Raw genomic sequence first — 19,270 nt, forward strand, 5'->3', positions numbered from 1 at the left:
CCCCCGGCCCGAACCGCCCGCCGAGCGCCCCCAGGGGGAGGGCGACGGTCGCGCGCCGCTGCCCGTTCTCGACCATCGGACCTTGCCCCGCGCGCCTCCGGGAATGGGCGGGGCGGAGTTCACGTTGAGGCCAGATGAAAACGACTTCCATTTCGGTGTACGGTTTCGACCCAGCCCCTCGAACCCGGCACCCGAGGCCCAGGAGGACACCCCATGGCCCGCAGCGAACTACGCCCCGTGATCAGGCTCCGCTCCACCGCCGGCACCGGCTACACGTACGTGACCCGCAAGAACCGCCGGAACGACCCGGACCGGATGGTCCTGCGCAAGTACGACCCGGTCGTGGGCCGGCACGTCGACTTCCGCGAAGAGCGCTGAACGAACACCCCGCAACCACCCCGGAGGAGCCCAGCCATGAAGTCCGGAATCCATCCCAGCTACCGCCCGGTCGTCTTCCGCGACAAGGTCGGCGGCCTCGCCTTCCTCACCTGCTCGACGGTCACCAGCGACCGCACCGTCGAGTGGGAGGACGGCAACACCTACCCGGTGATCGACGTCGAGATCTCCTCGGCGAGCCACCCCTTCTACACCGGCCAGTCCCGGGTGCTCGACACCGCCGGCCGGGTCGAGCAGTTCCGCCGCCGGTACGGCGACCGGCACTGACGACGAGCGAAACGGCGCCTCCCCGCCCGGGGGAGGCGCCGTTTCGGCGTCCGGAAGGAGCCTCAGCGCGGCGGCGGGACCGACACCACCATGGTCAGCCGCAGCGCCCGCTCCCCTGCATTGCGGTAGACGTGCGCGTACGAGGCGTCGAAGGAGACCGTGCTGCCGGCCGGCACCGGGTGGTCCGTGCCGTCGTGCACCAGGGTCAGCTCGCCCTCGTCGACCCGGACGATCTCCACCGTCCCGGCCGGGTGCGGCTCGGAGGAGTACTCCTCGCCCGGCTCCATCCGCCACTCCCACAGCTCCAGCGGCCCGGGCGCCTCGATCCCGTGCAGCAGGGTGCCGGTCCCGCCGCTCTCACCGCTCCAGAGCGGCACGGCCTGGTCGCCGGGGATGATCCGGACGTCCGGGCCCTCCTCGTAGTCGAGCAGCGTGGCGATGGAGACGCCGAGCGCGTCGCCGAGCCGGACCACGGTGGCCACGCTCGGGTTGGTGCGGCCCTGCTCGATCTGGACGATCATGCCGCGGCTCACCCCGGAGCGGGCGGCGAGGGCGTCCAGGGTGTGGCCGCGCTCGGCGCGCAGTCGCTTGAGGTTCCGGGCGAGGGCCTGGGAGACGAGGTCGGGGTCCGGCACGCGGGCAGTCCTCCGGTGTCCACAATACGGAAAGTGCAGAATATTGTTCGGCGAGGTGCAGCTCAGTGAACTACGCTGCCTTCTCGGCAACGAGTCCATCCGACTGTACTTCGGAGTGCATTGTGCTGTCCTCGATCTCCTGGCACCTCCAGTGACCGTCCTGCTCGCCCTCTCCGCCAGCCTGCTCACCGGCCTGGGCGACTTCGGCGGCGGCGTCCTCACCCGCCGACTGCCCGCGCTCGCCGTCGTGGTCGTCTCCCAGACCGCGGCCACCGTCGTCCTCCTCCTCGCGGTCCTGGCCACCGGCGGCTGGGCGGACGCCTCCCCCGCCCTCTGGTACGCCGTCGCCGCCGGGGTGATCGGCCCGTTCGCGATGCTCGCCTTCTACCGGGCGCTCGCGCTCGGCCCGATGGGCGTGGTGTCCCCGCTGGCCACCGTCGGCGTCGTGGTGCCGGTCGGCGTCGGGCTGGCGCTCGGCGAGCGGCCCGGTCTCGGCCAGGTGGCCGGGATCGCGGTGGCCGTGGCCGGCGTGGTGCTGGCCGGCGGCCCCGAGCGCGGCGGGCCGTCCGCCGCCCGTACGGCCCTGCTGCTCACCCTGGCCGCCGCGTTCGGCTTCGGCGCCAACATGGCCCTGCTCGCCCAGGCCTCGGCCGGCGGCGGGTTGCTGCTCGTGCTGTGCGTCCAGCGGCTCGTCAACGTCGCCGTCGGCGGCGCCGCGCTGCTGTTCGGCCTGCGCGGTACCGACACCTCCGGGCTGCTGCCCGAGCTGCGCGCCCGGCTGCCCCTGCTCACCGCCGTCGGGCTGGCCGACGTCGCCGGCAACGCCACGTACGCGATGGCCTCGCACAGCGGCTCGGCGGCGGTGGCCGCCGTGCTCGCCTCGCTCTACCCCGTGGTCACCGCGCTGCTGGCGCGCGGAGTACTCAAGGAGCGGCTGCGCCCGGTCCAGGTGGTCGGCGCCGGGCTCGCCGTCGCGGGCACGCTGCTGCTCGCGGCAGCGTGACCGACGGACTACTCCGCGGGCGTCCAGCGCTTCTCGACCCCGGCCAGCTTCCAGTAGGCGATCGCGATCGCCCACACCACCACGAACAGCCCGGCGATCGCGTACCCGACGTTGTCCAGCGAGATGTCCGCGATGAACCCGGTGACCGGGTCGGTCAGGTCGAGCTTCTCGTGCAGCACCCCGACCAGCTCGATGGTGCCGATGATGAAGGCCACCGCGATCGACAGCCCGGTGATGGTCAGGTTGTAGTACACCTTGCGCACCGGGTTGGAGAACGCCCACTGGTACGCGAAGTTCATGAAGGTCCCGTCCAGGGTGTCGAACAGGCTCATCCCCGCCGCGAACAGCAGCGGCAGGCAGACGATCGCGTACCAGGGCAGCCCGGCCGCCGCACCCGAGCCGGCCATCACCATCAGGGTGACCTCGGTCGCGGTGTCGAAGCCCAGGCCCAGCACCATGCCCACCGGGAACATCTGTCCGGGCCGGGTGATCGAGCGGGTCGCCCGGTTCAGCACCCGGGCCATGAAGCCGCGCGAGTTGAGGTGCTCCTCCAGCTGCGCCTCGTCGTACTTCCCGGCCCGCATCGAGCGGAACACCTTGAGGATGCCGACCAGCGCCGCCAGGTTGAGCGCGCCGATCAGGTAGAGGAAGGCGCCGGAGGCCGTGGTGCCGACCAGCCCGAGCCACTTGTGGGTGGCCGAGTCGTCGTCCATCAGCGTGTTCGCCAGCTGGGCGCCGCCCGCCACCAGGGCGGCCATGAGGACCACCATCGAGGAGTGCCCGAGGGCGAACCAGAACCCGACCGAGACCGGCCGCTTGCCGTCCGCCATCAGCTTGCGGGTGGTGTTGTCGATCACCGCGATGTGGTCGGCGTCGAAGGCGTGCCGCATGCCGAGGGTGTACGCGGTGATACCCAGGCCCACCCCGAAGACCTGGGTCCCGACCGCGTAGTTGTGCGGCGCGACCAGGAAGACGAGCGTCCCGAAGGCCACCACGTGCATGGCCAGGATCACCCCCATCAACCCGGCCGTGCGGATGGTGTCCTCGCGCTTCCACCTGAAGGTGGGCAGGACCGAGGGGGCCGCCTCCGTGGGAGTGGCGGTTTCGGGCAGGGTCATCTTCGGATCACGCTCCAGCACCTCGTGGAAAGACTTCGTGAGATGCCGTGGCCGGTCTCCTGGCTTACGGGGCTTCCGGACCCGCCTTCCCAGGCGCACGAGGCGCCCAGTGGCACGTGGGTTCGGACAACTCTCCCCCGATCACAGTGGCGAGGGCCGCTCCGGACTGGGACCCCTGAGGGTCCGTCACCGGTCTTCCCGAGCACCACGGCGGGGAACACCGTAGGGGCAGTCCACCACCCTCGCAAGGTTGCGCACCTGTGCAGGTGTCCAGGATCACAGGTCGTGAGCTGCCAGAATGTCCGCATGCATCTCGTACCGGCCGACCGCGCGGGCCACCGCACCATCGACGGCCACCGGGTCTGCGAGGCCATCGCCGCGATCGGCGACACCGCGCACGTCCGGTCCTGGGCCGAGCGGTTCTCCCTGCTCGCCGACCCCGGACGGCTCGCCCTGCTGCTCGCCCTGCACCGGGCTGGCCCGCTCGCCGTCAGCGACCTGGCGGTTGCCACCGGCATGCGCGACCCCGCCGTCTCCCAGGCCCTGCGACTGCTGCGCACGGCGGGCGTGGTCACCGGGGACAAGGACGGACGCGTGGTGCGCTACCGGCTCGTGGACGACAGCATGCGCCCCCTCCTCGACGAGTGCGCCGCCGGAGAACACCACGAACCCACCGCAGCGGCGGGCTGACCGACACTCGGGCCCGGCCGTCTCTCGCAAGGGGCCCCCGGGAGCGGCCCGGATGAGTACGATCATGAGGTGCCGTCCCACCCCCACGTCTGGCCCGCCGACCGCTGGAACACCCGCCCGGTCAAGGCCCGCGTGCTGGCGGTCGCCCGCACCCTCACCTCGGCGACCCGGGTCCTGGACGTCCTCACCCTGCTGAACCAGGACGGCATCGAGCGGTACTTCACCGTCAACCCCGGCTCCGCCTTCGCCGACCGCGGCCTCACCGACTACCTGCGCGACCTGCCCGGCTACACCGTGCTGGAGTGGGAGGACGCCGTCCGCCGCCGCTTCGACCTGGCCGTCGCCTGCGCCGTCCACGCCTCCATGCACCGGCTGGACGCCCACCTGGTCGTCCTCCCGCACGGCGCCGGCTACAACCGCCTGGTCACCGAGTCCACCGGCGACACGGTCAGCGCCGCGGGCCTGTCCCGCAACGAACTCACCCACCGGGGGCGGGTGTTCGTGGACGTCCTCGGCCTCTCCCACCCCGAGCAGCTGGACCGGCTGCGGGTCTCCTGCCCCGAGGCCCTGGACGTCGCCCGGGTCGTCGGCGACCCGTGCTTCGACCGGATCCTCGGCAGCGTACGCTCCCGGGACGCCTACCGCGCCGCACTCGGCGCCGTCGACGGCCGCCGGCTCGTCGTCGTCAACTCCACCTGGAGCGGGCACTCGTTACTCGGCCGCCGCCCCGACCTGCCCCGCCGCCTGGTCCGCCGGCTGCCCGCCGACGAGTACACGGTGGCCGTCGTGCTGCACCCCAACATCTGGAGCCGGCACGACCCCGAGACGCTGCTCGACGACGCCCGCCGGATGGGCCTGCGGCTGATCCCGCCGCACCAGGGCTGGCAGGCCGCACTGGTCGCCGCCGACTGCCTGATCGGCGACCACGGCTCGGTCTCCGTCTACGGCGCCGCCCTGGGCCGCCGCACCCTGCTGGTCGCCACCGGCGCCGCCGAACTCGACCCGCACTCCCCCAGCTACGCCTTCGGCCAGGCCGCGCCCGTCCTCGACCCGGACGGCGACCTCGCCGCCCAGCTCGAACAGGCCCTGGCCCGGGACCCGGCCGACCTCAGCGACATCACCGACCGCTCGCTCGCCCACCACGGCGAATCCGCCCGGCTGCTGCGCCCGCTGCTCTACTCCTTCCTGGAGCGCCTGGACGAACCCGAGGGCGAACCCGTCCTGCCGCCCTACCCCAAGCCCGTCCCGCGCCCCGGCGGCACCGACCGGCCCACCGCGTACGACGTCGAGGGCAAGAGCGAGGGGACGGAGGTCAGCCTGCGGCGCTACCCCTTCGACCCGAACGACCCCACCCCGCGCGGCTTCCACGCGCTCACCGACGACCACCCGGGCGACGCCCTGCGCTACACCGCCGAGGTCCTCGCCCGCACCGAGCCGCACGCCGAACACCCCGCCACCCACTGGCTCGCCGACACCGCCGCCGAACTCCCCGGCCTCGCCGTCGCGGTGGCCGCCCTCGGCCCGGCCCGCCACCTGCTCAGGCTGCACACCGGCCGGCTGCTGGAGGCCCTCGCCGAACGGGACTTCGGCCGTGCCGAGCCCGTTCTCGACCCGCTGCTGCTCGGCTCCGCCGTGGCCTCCTGGCTCGCCGACGGCGGCGACCCGGCCGGCCTGCCCGAACACGGCCTCACCGTCCGCACCGGCGAGCACCGCACCCGGGTGTCCTTCCGGACCGGTCCTTAGGGCCGCAGCTCCCGCAGCCGGGCGCGGCTGCGCTCCGCCAGATCCGGGTCTTCCAGCTCCTCGGCCAGGGCGACCAGCAGGGTGTGGGCCTGGGCCTCCTTGGGGTACTGGCTCAACTCCCTGGCCTTCCGAACACAGGCCTCGGCCTGGGTCACGGCGACGTCGAGCTGTCCGAGAGCGTGGTGTGCCCGCGCTCGAACCAGCGGCAGCTTCATCAGCATGTCGAGGTCCTCGGTGCCCTCCGCCCGCGTGGCGGCCTCGGCAAGGACGGTCAACGCCTGCTCGGGGCGACCGTCAGCGATCAGCGCCTGCGCGAGGTGGTACCGCTGCACGGTCTCGCCGTGATCGTCGCCCCGGTTCTCCTCCAGGGCCAGTGTGAACCGCTCCACTGCCCGCCCCGGCCGTCCGTCAGCGAGGCACAGCAGGCCGTCCATCTCGTAGAGAACACCCACGACGAGGCGGTCGGTCACCAACGGAACCAACTCGGTGGCGCGCGCCAACTGCTCGGCGGCGAGCAGGTACTCCTTACGCTCGTAGTGAGCGCGGGCAAGCTGGTTGCGGAGTCGGACCACAACGTTGGGCTGGTTGTCCCACTGAGCCGACTCGACACCGAGCCGGTGGGTGGCGATCAGGTCCTGGTAGTGCTTGCGGTTGTGGTAGAGCGGCCAGAGCGACTCGCAGATCCGCCACACCTCGCCGTGCCATCGCTGCTCAGCGGCCGTCTCCACCACCGCGCGCAGATTGGCACGCTCCGCCTGCATCCATTCCAGTGCCTCCGCATAGGAGCCGAAGCCCGGCAGACCCTCGCCGCTCGGGTCCTGCAGTCGCAACCGCGCCCCCATCGCACGGTCCGCCAGCGACGCGCGCCCCCGGAAGTACGCCACCACACGAGCCAGGATCTCGGTCCGGTTCGGGAGCTCACGGGTCCGGTCGTAGGCGTGCAGCCGCACCACGTCATGAGCCCGGAAGCGTTCCTCTTCGTCGTCGTCCACCACCTCATCGAGCAGGTGCACGGCGCGGAGCTCGTTCAGCGCTTCCCGCGCCTGCTCGACTCCCACCGCGCAGGCCAGTTCGACCGAGACGAAAGGTCCCGGGTGCACACCGATCAGGTGGTAGAGGGCCCGGCCCTCCGACGAGAGTCGCTCGTAGACCAGGTCGTAGGTCGGGCGAAGGTCTCCCTCTTCATCGTTCAGCATGACCAACCTGCCCTCCCGATCGTGCAGTTCGGCCACCACCCGGCCAACTGCCAGCCGATCGCGGTCCAACAGCTGGCTCCCGACCGCATTCAGCGCGAGCGGTAGCCCACCGCACAGCTCGACCAACTCCGCCAACTCCTGGTCGGTACCCCGCTCCGCACCCAGCCAAGCCCGCACCAGATCGGCGCCGGCCGCCGCGCTCAACGGCCCGAGCTGCCGCACCTCGGCGCCGTCCGTCCGCAGCGCGGGCAGCCGCCGCCGACTCGCCACCACCACCAGCCCGCTGGACGGGAGCAACGCCCGGACCTCGGCTGCGTGTTCGACGTTGTCCAGGAAGAACAGGCAGCGGCGCTCGGCGGTGACGGTACGGAACTCGGTGAACCGCTCCGCCTCCACCGCCGGGGGCTCCGTACCGAGGGCACGCAGGAATCCGGCCAGGAGTTCGGCGAGGTCCACCCCGCCCTGGTGCCGGTAGGCCTGGAGATCGGCGTAGAGGTCGCCGTCCGGGAAGTGCGACCGGTGCTCCTTGGTGAACCTGGCGATCAACTCGGTCTTCCCGACCCCGCCGAGTCCGGTGATCACGACGATGGCCGGCTCACCCTCGTCGAGCCGATCGAGCGCCCCGGTCAGCGCGGCGAGTTCCGGCTCGCGGTTGACGAAGGGGCCGTGCGGCGCGCGGACCTGACGTGGCCTCGGCACCGGATCCGGCTGGTGGAAGTGCACCGACCCGATGCTGTCGGCCTGCACCACGTGGCCGCCCACCGTGGCGCCTGACACGGTGTTCGTCACCTCGCGCCGATCCATCCGTGTGCTCCCTCCGGCCGGTCTGGGCCCAGCCTACGGGCCGGGCCTGCGGCCGGTGGGCGGATCAGCCGTTCAGGCCGCCTGGCAGGTCGGGCACCAGAACAGGTTGCGGGCGGCGTGCTCCTCGGTCCGGACGCCCGTGCCGCAGACCAGGCAGGGCATCGCGGCGCGGCGGTAGACGTACACCTCGCCGCCGTGGTCGTCCACCCGGGGCGGACGGCCCATGGCCTCGGGGGTGTGCTCGGGGCGGACGGTGTCGATCCGGCCGGCGGCGACGCCCTCGCGCATCAGGGCGACCAGGTCGGCCCAGATCGCGTCCCACTCGCCGCGGGTGAGGTCGCGGCCGGCCCGGTGCGGGTTGATGTGGTGCCGGAACAGCACCTCGGCGCGGTAGACGTTGCCCACCCCGGCCAGCACCTTCTGGTCCATCAGCAGCGCGGCGACGGTCGTACGGCTGCCGGATATCCGGCGCCAGGCGGCCTCCGGGTCGGCGTCGGCGCGCAGCGGGTCCGGGCCGAGCCGGGCGGCGACAGCGGCCTTCTCGGCACCGGTGATCAGCTTGCAGGTGTTGGGGCCGCGCAGGTCGGCGTAGCCGTCGTCGTTGGCCAACCGCAGCCGGACCAGCCCGACCGGCTCGGGCGCGGGACCGGTGCCGAAGGTGAGACCGCCGTAGAGGCCGAGGTGGATGTGCACCCAGGCGCCCTCCTCGAAGCCGAGGAAGAGGTGCTTGCCGGTGGCCTCCGCGCCCGTGAGCAGCTGCCCGTCGATCACCTTGGCCTCGTCGGCGAACCGGCCCTGCGGGCTGGAGACCGCGACCGGGCGGTCACCGAAGGCCTTGCGGTTCTCGGCGGCGAGGCGGTGGATGATGTGGCCTTCCGGCACGGGCGTCAGCTCCTCCAGAAGTGGTACGGCAGGACAGGGTCCATCATCGCAGCCGCCACCGACAGCTCCACGACCGCGCAGGTCAGCGGACCGGCATGCCCATCAGCCGGGCCAGGATGACCCGGTCCAGCTCGGCGGCCGTACCGGCGACGTCCAGGTAGGAGTTGTCGATGATCGGCAGCCCGGAGTTGTACCAGCCGGCCATCCGCCCGTGGATCCGCGCCACCTCCTCGTCGCCGAGCCGCCGGGTGCCGCTGCGGCGGGCGTTGCGGCGCAGCACCGAGTCCAGGCTGGGCAGCAGGACGACCGGGATCATGCCGGGGCCGATGTGCCGCTTCCAGCCGCCGAGGCCGATGGCCGGGCGATCCGGGAAGACGGCGTCGTCGATGATGCAGGAGATGCCGTTGGCCAGGTAGTTGCGGCAGGCGAAGCCGCAGGTGCGACGGGCCAGCCGGTACTGGGCCTCGGAGGCGTTGTTCCAGCCGGACTGCGGGTTGGCGAAGCCGGACTGCACCCACTCCCGGACGTCGTCCAGGCTGATGTGCGCGGTCGGGGTGGCCCGGCGCTCGGCCCAGTACCGGGCGACGGTGGTCTTGCCCGCCCCGGCGGGGCCGATCAGCAGGACGGCGATCGGACCGGCGGGCGCGTGCCGCTGCGGCGGGTGGGCGGGGAGCTGGACGGGCGCGCCGGTGGGCAGCACGAAGTGCCCGGTGCCCCCGGCCGGAACGGGCGCGCTCGGCGCGGGCGCGGGCGCCGCGGCCGGAGCGGGCGCGGGCACAGCAGCCGGAGCGGGTGCGGGAGCCGGTGCGGGAGCCGGTGCGGGCGGCGCAGCGGGCGCGGGTGCCTGCGCGGGCGGCGGTGCCGCGGCGGGCACCGGCCCCGGAGCGACGGCAGGAGCAGCCGCGGGCCGGACCGTCGGCGGCGGCAGAGAAGGCGGCGGAGAAGGCGGCGGAACCGGCGCCCCCGACGGGGTCACCCCCGTACCGCCCCCCGGCGGCGCCGGCGGAGCGGCGGGACGCGGCGGGACCTGCCCACCTGCGGCGTACTGCGTCACGACACCTCCCGACCACACCTCTCACCGGGGACACTACACGGCGGCCCGGCGGCGGGCACAGTCCGCCGCCGGGCCACTGACCAGCGGTCAGCGCGAGGTGAGCTGCTCCGCCAGGGCGCGCAGCGCCAGCTCGTACGACCCGATCCCGAAGCCCGCGATGGTCCCGGAGGCCACCGCCGCGATCACCGAGTTGTGCCGGAAGGTCTCCCGGGCGTACGGGTTGGAGATGTGCACCTCGATCAGCGGCGCGGTGCGCTGCGCCGCCGCGTCCCGCATCGCGTACGAGTAGTGGGTGAACGCGCCCGGGTTGATCACCACGGGCACCTTCCCGTCGGCCGCCTCGTGCAGCCACTCCACCATCCGCTGCTCGGAGTTGGTCTCGTGCACCTCGACCTCGAAGCCGAACTCCTTGCCCAGCGCGGTGCAGCGCTCGACCAGTCCGGCGTACGAGGTGGCGCCGTAGACGTCCGGCTCGCGGCTGCCCAGCCGACCGAGGTTGGGGCCGTTGAGCACCATCACCCGGGTCACGCCGAGACCTCCGCGTACGCGGCGACCAGCAGGGACGGGTCCGGGCCCTCCAGCACGGAGGTCTTGCCGAGGCCGTCCAGGACGATGAAGCGGATCAGGTCGCCGCGCGACTTCTTGTCGATCTTCATCGCGTCCAGCAGCTTCGGCCAGGCGTCCGCCCGGTAGCTCAGCGGCAGGCCGACCGAGGCCAGCACGGTGCGGTGCCGGTCGGCCGTCTCGTCGTCCAACCGCCCGGCCAGCCGGCCGAGTTCGGCGGCGAAGACCATGCCGATGGAGATCGCCGCGCCGTGCCGCCACTTGTAGCGCTCGTTGCGCTCGATGGCGTGGCCCAGGGTGTGGCCGTAGTTGAGGATCTCCCGCCGGCCGGACTCCTTGAGGTCCCCGGAGACCACGTCGGCCTTGACCTGGATGGCGCGGCGAATGAGCTCGACGGTGTGCGGGCCGGCCGGGGTCTTCGCTCCCTCCGGGTCGGCCTCGATCAGGTCGAGGATGGCCGGGTCGGCGATGAAGCCGCACTTGATGACCTCGGCGAGGCCGGAGACGTAGTCGTGCTTGGGCACGGTCTCCAGGGTGCCGAGGTCGGCCAGCACGCCCACCGGCGGGTGGAAGGCGCCGACCATGTTCTTGCCCTCGGCGATGTTGATGCCGGTCTTGCCGCCGACGGCCGCGTCGACCATGCCGAGCAGCGTGGTGGGCATGGAGATCCAGCGCACCCCGCGCAGCCAGGTCGCGGCGACGAAGCCGGCCAGGTCGGTGGTGGCGCCGCCGCCGAGGCCGACGATGACGTCACTGCGGGTGAACCCGGTCTGCCCGAGCACCGACCAGCAGTACGCGGCGACCTCGGCGCTCTTCGCGTCCTCGGCGTTGGGCACCTGGAGCGCGATCGCCTCGTACCCCTCGCCGACCAGGTCGTCCCGGACGGCGTCGGCGGTGGCGGCCAGCGCCTCCGGGTGGATGATCGCGACCCGCTTGGCCCGGCCGCCGATGAGCGGCGCCAGCTCACCGAGCAGCTGGTGCCCGATCAGCACGTCGTACGGGTCGTGGCCGGCGCTGCCGCCGACGTGGATCCTGACGATGTTGTCAGTCATGGGGGGTCTTCAGCTCCAGTGCTTCCAGTACGGCGTCCGCGACCTGCGCGGGGGTTCGGCCGGCGGTGTCGACCACGGCGGTGGCCACCTCCAGGTAGAGGGGGCGGCGGGCCTCCATCAGCTCGCGCCAGCGGGCCCGCGGGTTGACGGCCAGCAGCGGGCGCGGGGCGTCCAGGCCGACCCGCTTGACCGCGTCGCCCAGCGGGACCTCCAGGAAGACCACCGGCAGCTCGCGCAGCAGCTCACGGGTGGCCTCGGCCATCACCGCGCCGCCGCCGAGCGCCAGCACCCCGTCGTACTCGGTGGCGGCGGCCCGCACAGCGGCCTCCTCCAGCTCGCGGAAGTGCGGCTCGCCCTCGTCGATGAAGATCTCCGGGATCGGCTTGCCGGCCAGCGCCTCGATGTCGGCATCGGTGTCCCGGAAGCCGACGCCCAGGCGCTCGGCCAGGGCCCGCCCGACGGTGGACTTGCCACTTCCGGGCGGGCCGACCAGCACCACGACGGGGTTGGTCATCGGATGATCAGGTGGTCGAGGTAGTTCTCCACGTTGCGGCGGGTCTCCGACACGTTGTCACCGCCGAACTTCTCGTTCACCGCGTCGGCCAGCACCAGCGCGACCATCGCCTCGGCGACGATCCCGGCCGCCGGCACCGCGCAGACGTCCGAGCGCTGGTGGTGCGCCTTGGCCGGCTCGCCGGTGCGCACGTCCAGGGTCTGCAGCGCCCGCGGCACGGTGGCGATCGGCTTCATCGCGGCGCGCACCCGCAGCACCTCGCCGGTGGACAGGCCGCCCTCGGTGCCGCCGGAGCGGCCGGAGGTGCGCTTGACGCCCTCGGGGGTCGGCACGATCTCGTCGTGCGCCTTCGAACCCGGCACCCGGGCCAGCTCGAAGCCGTCGCCGACCTCGACGCCCTTGATCGCCTGGATGCCCATCAGCGCGGCGGCCAGCCGCGCGTCCAGCCGACGGTCCCAGTGCACGTGCGAGCCGAGGCCCACCGGCACGCCGTACGCGAGCACCTCGACCACGCCGCCGAGGGTGTCGCCGTCCTTGTGGGCCTGGTCGATCTCGGCGACCATCGCCTTCGAGGCGTCCGCGTCCAGGCAGCGCACCGGGTCGGCATCCAGCCGGGCCTCGTCCGAGGGCAGCGGCAGCACACCGGCCGGCGCCTTGGCGGCGGCCAGCTCGACCACGTGGCTGACGATCTCGATCCCGCAGGTCTCCTTCAGGTACGAGCGGGCGACCGCGCCCAGCGCGACCCGGGCGGCCGTCTCGCGGGCGCTGGCGCGCTCCAGGATCGGTCGGGCCTCGTCGATCGAGTACTTCTGCATGCCGGCCAGGTCGGCGTGGCCGGGCCGGGGACGGGTCAGCGCCTCGTTGCGGGCCAGACCGGCCAGTACCTCGGGGTCGACCGGGTCGGCCGACATGACCTGCTCCCACTTGGGCCACTCGGTGTTGCCGACCATGACCGCCACCGGGCTGCCCATGGTCAGACCGTGCCGGACGCCGCCGAGGAAGGTCACCTCGTCCTGCTCGAACTTCATCCGCGCCCCGCGGCCGTAACCGAGCCGGCGGCGCGCCAGCGCGTCGGCCACCATGGCGGTGGTGACCGGTACACCGGCGGGCAGGCCTTCCAGCGTCGCGACGAGTGCGGGGCCGTGCGACTCCCCCGCCGTCAGCCAGCGCAACGTACCCAACGGAGCTCCTTCATCAGCGGACCGGCCCACGGCACCGCCGCGGCCCGCCCCGGGCGTGCCTTGTGCCTGAATCCTTTCATGCCCCAGCGGCACCCGGGGTCACAGTCCGCGTGACGGACAGCAACCGGTCACCATCCGGCCGTGGGGTGGCCGCAAGCTGCGACTCAGCGCCCCGCCAACGCCTTCTCGCCCGCCTCGCGCATCGCCGCCAGCGGCCCGGGCCTGCGCCCGGTGAAGGCCTCGCTCTGCAGCACCGCCTGGTGCACCAGCAGGTCCAGCCCGCCCAGGACGGTCGCCCCGCGCTCGGCGCAGGCGGCGGCCAGCGCCGTCGGCCACGGGTGGTAGAGCACGTCGAACAGCGCCCCCGGCGCGGCGGGCAGAGCGGCCGCGAAGCCGTCCGTCGCGCCGACCGGCGTGGTGGAGACGGTCAGCGGCCGCTGCAGCGCCTCGGCCCCGCGCTCCCAGTCGGCGGTCCGGACGACGATGCCGAGCCGCTCGCCCAGCTCGGCCATCTCCCGGGCCCGCTCGGCGCTGCGCACGTAGACCGTCACCTCGCCGGTGCAGATCTGGGCGAGCGCCGCCAGGGCCGAGGAGGCAGTGGCCCCGGCGCCCAGCACGGCGGCGGCGGGCACCTCGGTGATGCCGCGCTCGCGCAGCGCGTTGACCAGCCCGGGCACGTCGGTGTTGTCCCCGGTGCGCCGGCCGTCGGCGGTGAACACCACGGTGTTGACCGCGTCCACCGAGCGGGCCGTCGCGCTGACCTCGTCCAGCAGCGGGATGACCGCCCGCTTGAGCGGCATGGTCAGCGACAGCCCGGCCCACTCGGCCTCGTCCAGTCCGGCGACGAAGCCGGGAAGGCCGGCCTCGTCGATCTCGAAGTGGTCGTAACGCCAGTCGTCCAGCCCGAGCGCCGCGAAGGCGGCCCGGTGCAGGTCCGGCGAGAGCGAGTGGGCGATCGGCGAGCCGAGGACGGCCGCCCGGTGCTTGCTGGTCAACGCTGCTTCTCCGTGCGCGGGTTACCGGTGCGGACTACTTGGTGGTGCAGTGGCCGCGGGCCTCGTCGAAGCCCTGGCCGGCCGCCTGGCAGTACTCCTTGACGTTGACGTAGTGCTCCTTGGCCGTCTCGGCGAAGCGGGTCTCGGTCGGGGACATCGCGATGAAGTACAGCCACTTGCCGTCCGCCGGGTGCAGCACCGCGTTGATCGCGTCGTCGCCGGGGTTGGAGATCGGCGTCGGCGGCAGGCCCGGGTTGACGTAGGTGTTGTACTTGTTGGACGCGTTGTCCATGTCGCTCCTGCTGAGGTCCTTGCGGCCCAGCGAGTACTGCAGCGTGGTGTCCATGCCGAGGCGGTGGTGGGTCTCGGGCTCGTTGGCCAGGCGGTTCTGGATGGTCTTGGCCATCTTGGCGAAGTCCGCGGTGTTGTTGCCCTCGCGCTGCAGGATGCTCGCCTCGGTGATCACCTCGTAGGCGTTCTTGAGGCCCACCGAGGCGGCCTGGCCGTCCAGGTTCGCGTACTTGTCGGTGGCGTTCTTCACCATCTGCTTGAGCAGGTCCTCGGGCTTCATGCCGTCGGCGACGTTGTAGCGGGTCGGCCAGAGGAAGCCCTCGATGTTGCCGTTCGCGTACGCGGGCAGGCCGAGGTCGTTGACCTGGGCCTTGGCGACGTTCGCCGTGGTGCCCTTCTGGAGCTTCAGCTTGTCGTCGATCTTGGCGTAGATCTCGGAGGAGTTCTTGCCCTCCGGGATCACGAGGGCCGCGCCACCCGCCTGGTCGAGCAGCTCCTTGAGCGCGGCGGCCGCCGACATCTCCTTCTTCATCTCGTAGAAGCCGTACTGGATGGTGCCGCACTTGGGCTCGGCGTTGCAGGCCTTGGTGAACGCGTCGACGCTCTTGACCACGCCGGCGTTCTTCAGCACGAGACCGATCTGCCCGCCGACCGCGCCCTGCTTGACCTCGACCTGGACGGAGCCGGTGCCCTCGCCGGTGAAGTCCGGCGGCGGGCCGAAGTGGTCCTGGTAGAAGCCGTAGCCCCACCAGCCGGCGCCGCCCATGGCACCGAGCAGCACCAGCGCGACCAGCAGGCAGGCGCCGCCGTTGCGGCGGCCCGCCTTCTTGCCCTTCTCCTTGCGCTTCTTCTTGGCCTCGCGCGAGTCGTCCTGCGCGCCGAGGAAGCCCTCCTCCTCGGCCTCGACGTGCTCCTCGAGGTACCCGTCCTCCTCGTGGTGGCCGTCCTCGTGGCCGTCCCACTCCTCGACCTCGGGCTCGTGCGCCGCGCCGACCGGGTCGGCACCGGACTCCAGCGCGGCGGCCTCGGCCTCCCAGTCGATCCCGTCCGGACCGGGGCCGGCGGCGGGCGCGGCCGGCTGGGCCTGCTGCGGCGCCTGCTGCTGGAGGGGCGGCTGCTGGACCTGCTGCTGCGGCATGCCCTGCTGCTGCATCGGCATCTGCTGCTGGGCCGTCATCTGCTGGGGGTGGCCCTGCTGCATCTGCTGCATCTGCTGCATTTGCTGCTGCGGCATGCCCTGCTGCTGCATCGGCATCTGCTGCTGGGGGTAGCCCTGCTGGGGCATCTGCTGCTGGTAGCCCTCGGCCGCCATCATCTGCTGGGGGTGGCCCTGCTGCGGCATCTGCTGCTCGTACCCCTGAGGGTATGCCTGCTGCTGCATCTGCTGCTGGTACGCCTGCTGCTGCACGTCACCGTACGGCTGCTGGACCTGCTGCGGGTACTGCTGCCACTGGCCGTCCTGCTGGCCGGGGACCGGCTGCTGGCCGCCGTACCCGGGATCACCGGGGTGCCACGGCTCGCCCTGGGGGCCGTAGCCCCGACCCAGATCGGTCATTGATCCCCTTAACCGACGGTGACGACCGGAGGATCGGACCGGCCGTCCGGGACGACGCCGTCCCGGCTGATTCTCGAACCGGCGTGCTAGCGCAGCGCCTGGGAGGAGACGTTACCGTACCGCAGCCGCACCGTTCCTAAAGGCTGAGCGGGAGTGAGTCCTGTTGCCAGGACCCCTGCTCAGCCGAACGCCCCGAACGGTCTTGGGCGTTCTGGTCGACCGCGTTCCTGCCGCGTCCAGCTCCGACGGATCGTGTCCGTGGTCCGGGTACGCGGGAGCGGTTTCCCTCACGCCCCGGGTCACCGGGTCGGGCCTGGGCGGTCCGATGCCCGCGACGATCACTCCGGTCGTCGCGGGGCGGCGCCGTCCGTCGCCTGATCCGGTGACCGAGGGCGCGTCGTCCGATCGCCACGCCTGCCGCCTGGTGGCGGGTGACGGAGCGACGGTCAGTGGAGAGGGGCTTCTGCCAGTGCTCGGCCCCCCACATCGAGGTGTAAGCGGGATCGACGGCGATCACGCCGATACCGGCCTCCGCGCACATGGACAGCAGGCGTGCGCGGAGTCTGCCGGTGGGGATGCCCGAGATGAGCTGCCGGAACCGCTTCCTGCGGCCGTGCTTCTCCCGGGTCCTGGAGTCGGTGAAGTCGAGGTCTTCGATCGCGATGGCCTGCACGCCGGTGGCCTTGGCCCAGTGCAGGAGGCGGGTGAGGGCGTGGCGGAGTTGGGCGTCGCGGTGGGTGGCGGTGCCGGTGAGCCGGTAGTCGAAGCGGCGCGGCGTACCCATCGGGTTGCCGTACTCGTCCAGCCGCCAGGCGGCGAGGTGGTCGGCGTTCATGTCCACGCCGATCACGCCCCCGGCGCGCAGGACATCCAGCGCGATGACCGGCAGGTCTTTGCGGGTCCAGGAGGCGTCGAGGTACCAGCGGCCCTTGGCCGGGTCGAGGTGGATGCGGTAGGCAACGGCCCGGTTCGCTTCGATCCGGTCGCGCCACTCCTCGCCCCGGTGCGGAAACGACACCGTCGCGGCCAGGACGTACCGGCCATAAGGTGCGTTGGCGAGATGCGTCAGCGGTGTCGGCAGCTTGAGGCTGACCTCACCGCCCGGGGTGACCCGGATCGTCTCGTTCCCGTAGCGCTTGCCGGACTCGCCGTCCGCGGCGAGGAACCAGCGGGCCGCCTGCCACTGGGCGCGCCACTGCCCGACGCTCTTCCCGGCAGCCTGGAGGTTGTGCCGCTGGTTGAGCAGCTTCCGGCCGCCGCGCACCACCGACACCCGACCGGCCTCGTGGTCGGCCTTCACCCGCCCGTACTCGCGTTCCAGGTGCGCCAGACGCCGCGACTTGGCGTGCCACTCCCCGCGCGACCGGTACCCTCCGGGCTGCCGTTTGGTGCCCTTCTCGCCGATCGGCAGTGCGAGGCGGCGGCGGATCACGGCGATCCCCGCGGCAAGCCCCTGCAGGTGCTGCCACTGCGCACGGCGCGACAGGCCCCACTGGTCATGCGTGGCCTTCGTGACGGACCCGGCCCAGCGCGACGACGACTGCGGAGTGAGGTCCCGCTTACGATCAGCCCAGGTCCTGGTGGAGTGCTCCGGGCCGTCGGCGACGCGCCGGGCCAGATCCCGCGAGGCGAGCGAACCCAGGTGTCCGCCGACCAGGCGCAGCACCGCGTCGTCCTCGGCGGTCAGGCCCTTGAGCCGGTCCCGTATGCACACACCCGATGCGGCCTCGGCGACGAACGGCCGGGCGATCTGCCGCAACACCGCCAACCCCGACCCCCGCCCTCGCAAAACCCTTCGACCACGCACATGCTGGCACACCCAGCAGCACCAACGGCCCGGAACAGGCGAAGCGAAACCTTCTCGACAGTAGTTCAGCAGAAAGCAACGAAATCATACTCGTGATCACCAAAGATCACTCAACAACACTCAGCTGCCAACGGTTCACCGCCCCCGCCCGGGCGGACGTACCGTCAGTGAGCGACCTCGCCCTCGGCGCACAGGCCCGTCACGGCGTCGCCGCGCCCGTGGCCGAGGGCGTGGCGGCGGCCGGACCGGAGGGCGTCGCAGCGGCCGGACCGGCGGGCGTGGCGCTCGGCTTCGCCGAGGCCCGGGCGGCGTTGAACTCCGCCACGTTGCGCTGCTGCACCTCGAAGCTGTCGGTGAAGCGGGTGTCCCCCGGCTTCACGGTGACGAAGTACACCCAGTCCCCCGGCGTCGGGTCCAGGGCCGCCATGATCGCCTGCCGCCCCGGGTTGGAGATCGGCGAGGGCGGCAGCCCGGGGTGCAGGTAGGTGTTGTACGGGGAGTCCAGCTTGGTGTCGGTGACGGTGGTGTTCAGGGTCGAGCGGCCGAGCGCGTAGTTGATCGTGGAGTCCAGCTGCAGCGGCATGCCCTTGGCCAGCCGGTTGTAGATGACCCGGGCCACCTTGCCCATGTCCTCGGTGTTGTCGGCCTCGCCCTGGACCATGCTGGCCACGGTGACCAGCCCGTACAGGCTCTGGCCGAGGGTCTGCGCCACGACGTTGACGTCGTCCCGGCTGAACTCCTTGCCGGCCCGCCCGACCATCTGCTTCAGCAGGTCGAGCGCGGTGGTCCCGTCGGTGACGCTGTACGTCGCGGGGAACAGGTAGCCCTCGGGGCTGCCCTTGGCGAAGTCCGGCAGGCCCAGTTCGGCGGCCTGCTCCTGGGCGGTCTTCCGGCTGGTGCCCTCGGGCAGCTTCAGCTTCTTGTCGATCGCCGCGAAGATCTGGTCACCGCGCCAACCCTCGGGAATGGTGAGGCCGTTGGCGTTGGCCGGGTCGATCAGGACGGCCAGTGCCGCGACCGCCGACATCTTCTGCTTCAGGGTGTACGTCCCGGGCTGGATCCGCCCGGCGGCGGCCGCGCTGCCCTTCGCCGCCCTGGTGAAGGCGAGCGAGCTGGCCACCACCCCGTTGCGGACCAGCGCGGAGGCGATCTGGGCCAGGCCCGCGCCGTCCGGCACCGAGACCTGGACGCTGCCGGTGCCCTGCCCCGCGTAGTCGGCGGCGGCCAGGGGTTTGCGCTGCCCCTGGAGCCAGGTGTAGCCGGTCAGCCCGATCCCGCCGAACACCGCGATCAGCGCGAACGCGGTGAGGCCGCAAGCCAGTCCGTTGCGCCGTCGGTGCGGATCCGGCGCATCGAAGCGCGGCCGGGGCGCGCTCGGGGGGCGGCCCTCCGGCTCCAGTACCGGAGCGCCCAGGTGTCCGGGCGTGAGCCCCGGGTGGAAGTCCTGGTCGGTCATGGCTCGCGCCCCCTCGGCGATCCCGAATCGCTTCGAAACGGTCCGAACCGCTCCGAGTCACTCACAT

General features: G+C 72.4%; 18 protein-coding genes and 1 riboswitch. Of the genes, 5 read left to right on the forward strand and 13 right to left on the reverse strand.

The features are described 5' to 3' along the window. Positions 1-213 precede the first annotated feature (213 nt). Together rpmG and ACIRYZ_RS19630 are read left to right on the forward strand one after the other, a co-directional pair. Entirely contained in the window at positions 214-378 is a 165-nt protein-coding gene (rpmG, locus tag ACIRYZ_RS19625; RefSeq protein WP_402945800.1) for a 50S ribosomal protein L33, read from the forward strand. Positions 379-414: 36 nt separating this feature from the next. After that, complete coding sequence (locus ACIRYZ_RS19630; protein WP_402945802.1) at positions 415-663, forward strand: type B 50S ribosomal protein L31; 249 nt, start codon at positions 415-417, stop codon at positions 661-663. 62 nt (positions 664-725) lie between these two features. Here ACIRYZ_RS19630 and ACIRYZ_RS19635 read toward each other — a convergent pair whose 3' ends face one another. Next, positions 726-1,298 carry a helix-turn-helix domain-containing protein gene (locus ACIRYZ_RS19635; RefSeq protein ID WP_402945804.1) on the reverse strand — a complete coding sequence of 191 codons (573 nt, stop codon included), beginning with the start codon at positions 1,296-1,298 and terminating at the stop codon, positions 726-728. A gap of 151 nt (positions 1,299-1,449) precedes the next feature. On the opposite strand from ACIRYZ_RS19635, the gene ACIRYZ_RS19640 reads away from it, so the two are divergent. Next, positions 1,450-2,301: an EamA family transporter gene (locus ACIRYZ_RS19640; protein ID WP_402945806.1), complete on the forward strand. Its 852-nt coding sequence runs from the start codon at positions 1,450-1,452 to the stop codon at positions 2,299-2,301. A gap of 8 nt (positions 2,302-2,309) precedes the next feature. On the opposite strand, the gene ACIRYZ_RS19645 is transcribed toward ACIRYZ_RS19640, so the two are convergent. Then, a complete protein-coding gene (locus ACIRYZ_RS19645) occupies positions 2,310-3,419 on the reverse strand; it encodes a HoxN/HupN/NixA family nickel/cobalt transporter (RefSeq protein ID WP_393031402.1) in 1,110 nt (369 codons plus the stop codon). Positions 3,420-3,450: 31 nt separating this feature from the next. After that, a riboswitch (cobalamin riboswitch) is annotated at positions 3,451-3,644 on the reverse strand. An 81-nt stretch (positions 3,645-3,725) separates the two neighbouring features. Here ACIRYZ_RS19645 and ACIRYZ_RS19650 point away from each other — a divergent pair. Both ACIRYZ_RS19650 and ACIRYZ_RS19655 read left to right on the forward strand, forming a co-directional pair. After that, positions 3,726-4,109, forward strand: coding sequence for an ArsR/SmtB family transcription factor (locus ACIRYZ_RS19650; protein WP_402945809.1), 384 nt, complete (start codon positions 3,726-3,728; stop codon positions 4,107-4,109). Positions 4,110-4,178: 69 nt separating this feature from the next. Beyond that, positions 4,179-5,852, forward strand: coding sequence for a hypothetical protein (locus ACIRYZ_RS19655; protein WP_402945811.1), 1,674 nt, complete (start codon positions 4,179-4,181; stop codon positions 5,850-5,852). On the opposite strand, the gene ACIRYZ_RS19660 is transcribed toward ACIRYZ_RS19655, so the two are convergent. The 11 genes from ACIRYZ_RS19660 to mltG (ACIRYZ_RS19710) all read right to left on the reverse strand — a co-directional run bounded on the left by ACIRYZ_RS19660 (position 5,849) and on the right by mltG (ACIRYZ_RS19710) (position 19,203). After that, positions 5,849-7,837, reverse strand: a complete 1,989-nt coding sequence (locus tag ACIRYZ_RS19660; RefSeq protein ID WP_402945812.1) for an AAA family ATPase — start codon at positions 7,835-7,837, stop codon at positions 5,849-5,851. The two genes, ACIRYZ_RS19655 and ACIRYZ_RS19660, sit on opposite strands and share 4 nt — an antisense overlap. Before the next feature lie 87 nt (positions 7,838-7,924). Further along, entirely contained in the window at positions 7,925-8,734 is an 810-nt protein-coding gene (locus ACIRYZ_RS19665; protein WP_402945814.1) for an Fpg/Nei family DNA glycosylase, read from the reverse strand. A gap of 82 nt (positions 8,735-8,816) precedes the next feature. Then, positions 8,817-9,710, reverse strand: coding sequence for an AAA family ATPase (locus ACIRYZ_RS19670; protein WP_402945816.1), 894 nt, complete (start codon positions 9,708-9,710; stop codon positions 8,817-8,819). A gap of 165 nt (positions 9,711-9,875) precedes the next feature. Then, positions 9,876-10,304: a type II 3-dehydroquinate dehydratase gene (gene aroQ / locus ACIRYZ_RS19675; protein WP_393031526.1), complete on the reverse strand. Its 429-nt coding sequence runs from the start codon at positions 10,302-10,304 to the stop codon at positions 9,876-9,878. Positions 10,305-10,312: 8 nt separating this feature from the next. Further along, a complete protein-coding gene (gene aroB / locus ACIRYZ_RS19680; protein ID WP_393031417.1) occupies positions 10,313-11,404 on the reverse strand; it encodes a 3-dehydroquinate synthase in 1,092 nt (363 codons plus the stop codon). Continuing rightward, positions 11,397-11,918: a shikimate kinase gene (locus ACIRYZ_RS19685; RefSeq protein WP_402945818.1), complete on the reverse strand. Its 522-nt coding sequence runs from the start codon at positions 11,916-11,918 to the stop codon at positions 11,397-11,399. The genes aroB and ACIRYZ_RS19685 overlap by 8 nt, the downstream gene beginning before the upstream one ends. Continuing rightward, complete coding sequence (gene aroC / locus ACIRYZ_RS19690) at positions 11,915-13,099, reverse strand: chorismate synthase (RefSeq protein WP_402945820.1); 1,185 nt, start codon at positions 13,097-13,099, stop codon at positions 11,915-11,917. Before aroC ends, ACIRYZ_RS19685 begins: the two co-directional genes overlap by 4 nt. A 164-nt stretch (positions 13,100-13,263) precedes the next feature. After that, positions 13,264-14,094, reverse strand: a complete 831-nt coding sequence (locus ACIRYZ_RS19695; RefSeq protein ID WP_402945822.1) for a shikimate dehydrogenase — start codon at positions 14,092-14,094, stop codon at positions 13,264-13,266. Positions 14,095-14,128: 34 nt separating this feature from the next. Then, positions 14,129-15,940 (reverse strand): endolytic transglycosylase MltG, encoded by a 1,812-nt coding sequence (mltG, locus tag ACIRYZ_RS19700; protein ID WP_402945824.1) that lies wholly within the window; start codon positions 15,938-15,940, stop codon positions 14,129-14,131. A gap of 136 nt (positions 15,941-16,076) precedes the next feature. Next, positions 16,077-17,708, reverse strand: coding sequence for an IS200/IS605 family accessory protein TnpB-related protein (locus tag ACIRYZ_RS19705; protein WP_402945826.1), 1,632 nt, complete (start codon positions 17,706-17,708; stop codon positions 16,077-16,079). 238 nt (positions 17,709-17,946) lie between these two features. Beyond that, positions 17,947-19,203, reverse strand: coding sequence for an endolytic transglycosylase MltG (mltG, locus tag ACIRYZ_RS19710; protein ID WP_402945828.1), 1,257 nt, complete (start codon positions 19,201-19,203; stop codon positions 17,947-17,949). Between the last annotated feature and the right edge of the window lie 67 nt (positions 19,204-19,270).

The organism is Kitasatospora sp. NPDC101155, assembly GCF_044768305.1.
In the GTDB taxonomy this organism is placed as follows: domain Bacteria; phylum Actinomycetota; class Actinomycetes; order Streptomycetales; family Streptomycetaceae; genus Kitasatospora.

Coding starts and splice junctions, on each gene's coding strand:
- rpmG (WP_402945800.1), top strand. CDS start 214: ATGGCCCGCAGCGAACTACGCCCCGTGATCAGGCTCCGCTCCACCGCC.
- ACIRYZ_RS19630 (WP_402945802.1), top strand. CDS start 415: ATGAAGTCCGGAATCCATCCCAGCTACCGCCCGGTCGTCTTCCGCGAC.
- ACIRYZ_RS19645 (WP_393031402.1), bottom strand. CDS start 3,419: ATGACCCTGCCCGAAACCGCCACTCCCACGGAGGCGGCCCCCTCGGTC.
- ACIRYZ_RS19650 (WP_402945809.1), top strand. CDS start 3,726: ATGCATCTCGTACCGGCCGACCGCGCGGGCCACCGCACCATCGACGGC.
- aroQ (WP_393031526.1), bottom strand. CDS start 10,304: ATGGTGCTCAACGGCCCCAACCTCGGTCGGCTGGGCAGCCGCGAGCCG.
- aroB (WP_393031417.1), bottom strand. CDS start 11,404: ATGACTGACAACATCGTCAGGATCCACGTCGGCGGCAGCGCCGGCCAC.
- ACIRYZ_RS19685 (WP_402945818.1), bottom strand. CDS start 11,918: ATGACCAACCCCGTCGTGGTGCTGGTCGGCCCGCCCGGAAGTGGCAAG.
- mltG (WP_402945824.1), bottom strand. CDS start 15,940: ATGACCGATCTGGGTCGGGGCTACGGCCCCCAGGGCGAGCCGTGGCAC.
- mltG (WP_402945828.1), bottom strand. CDS start 19,203: ATGACCGACCAGGACTTCCACCCGGGGCTCACGCCCGGACACCTGGGC.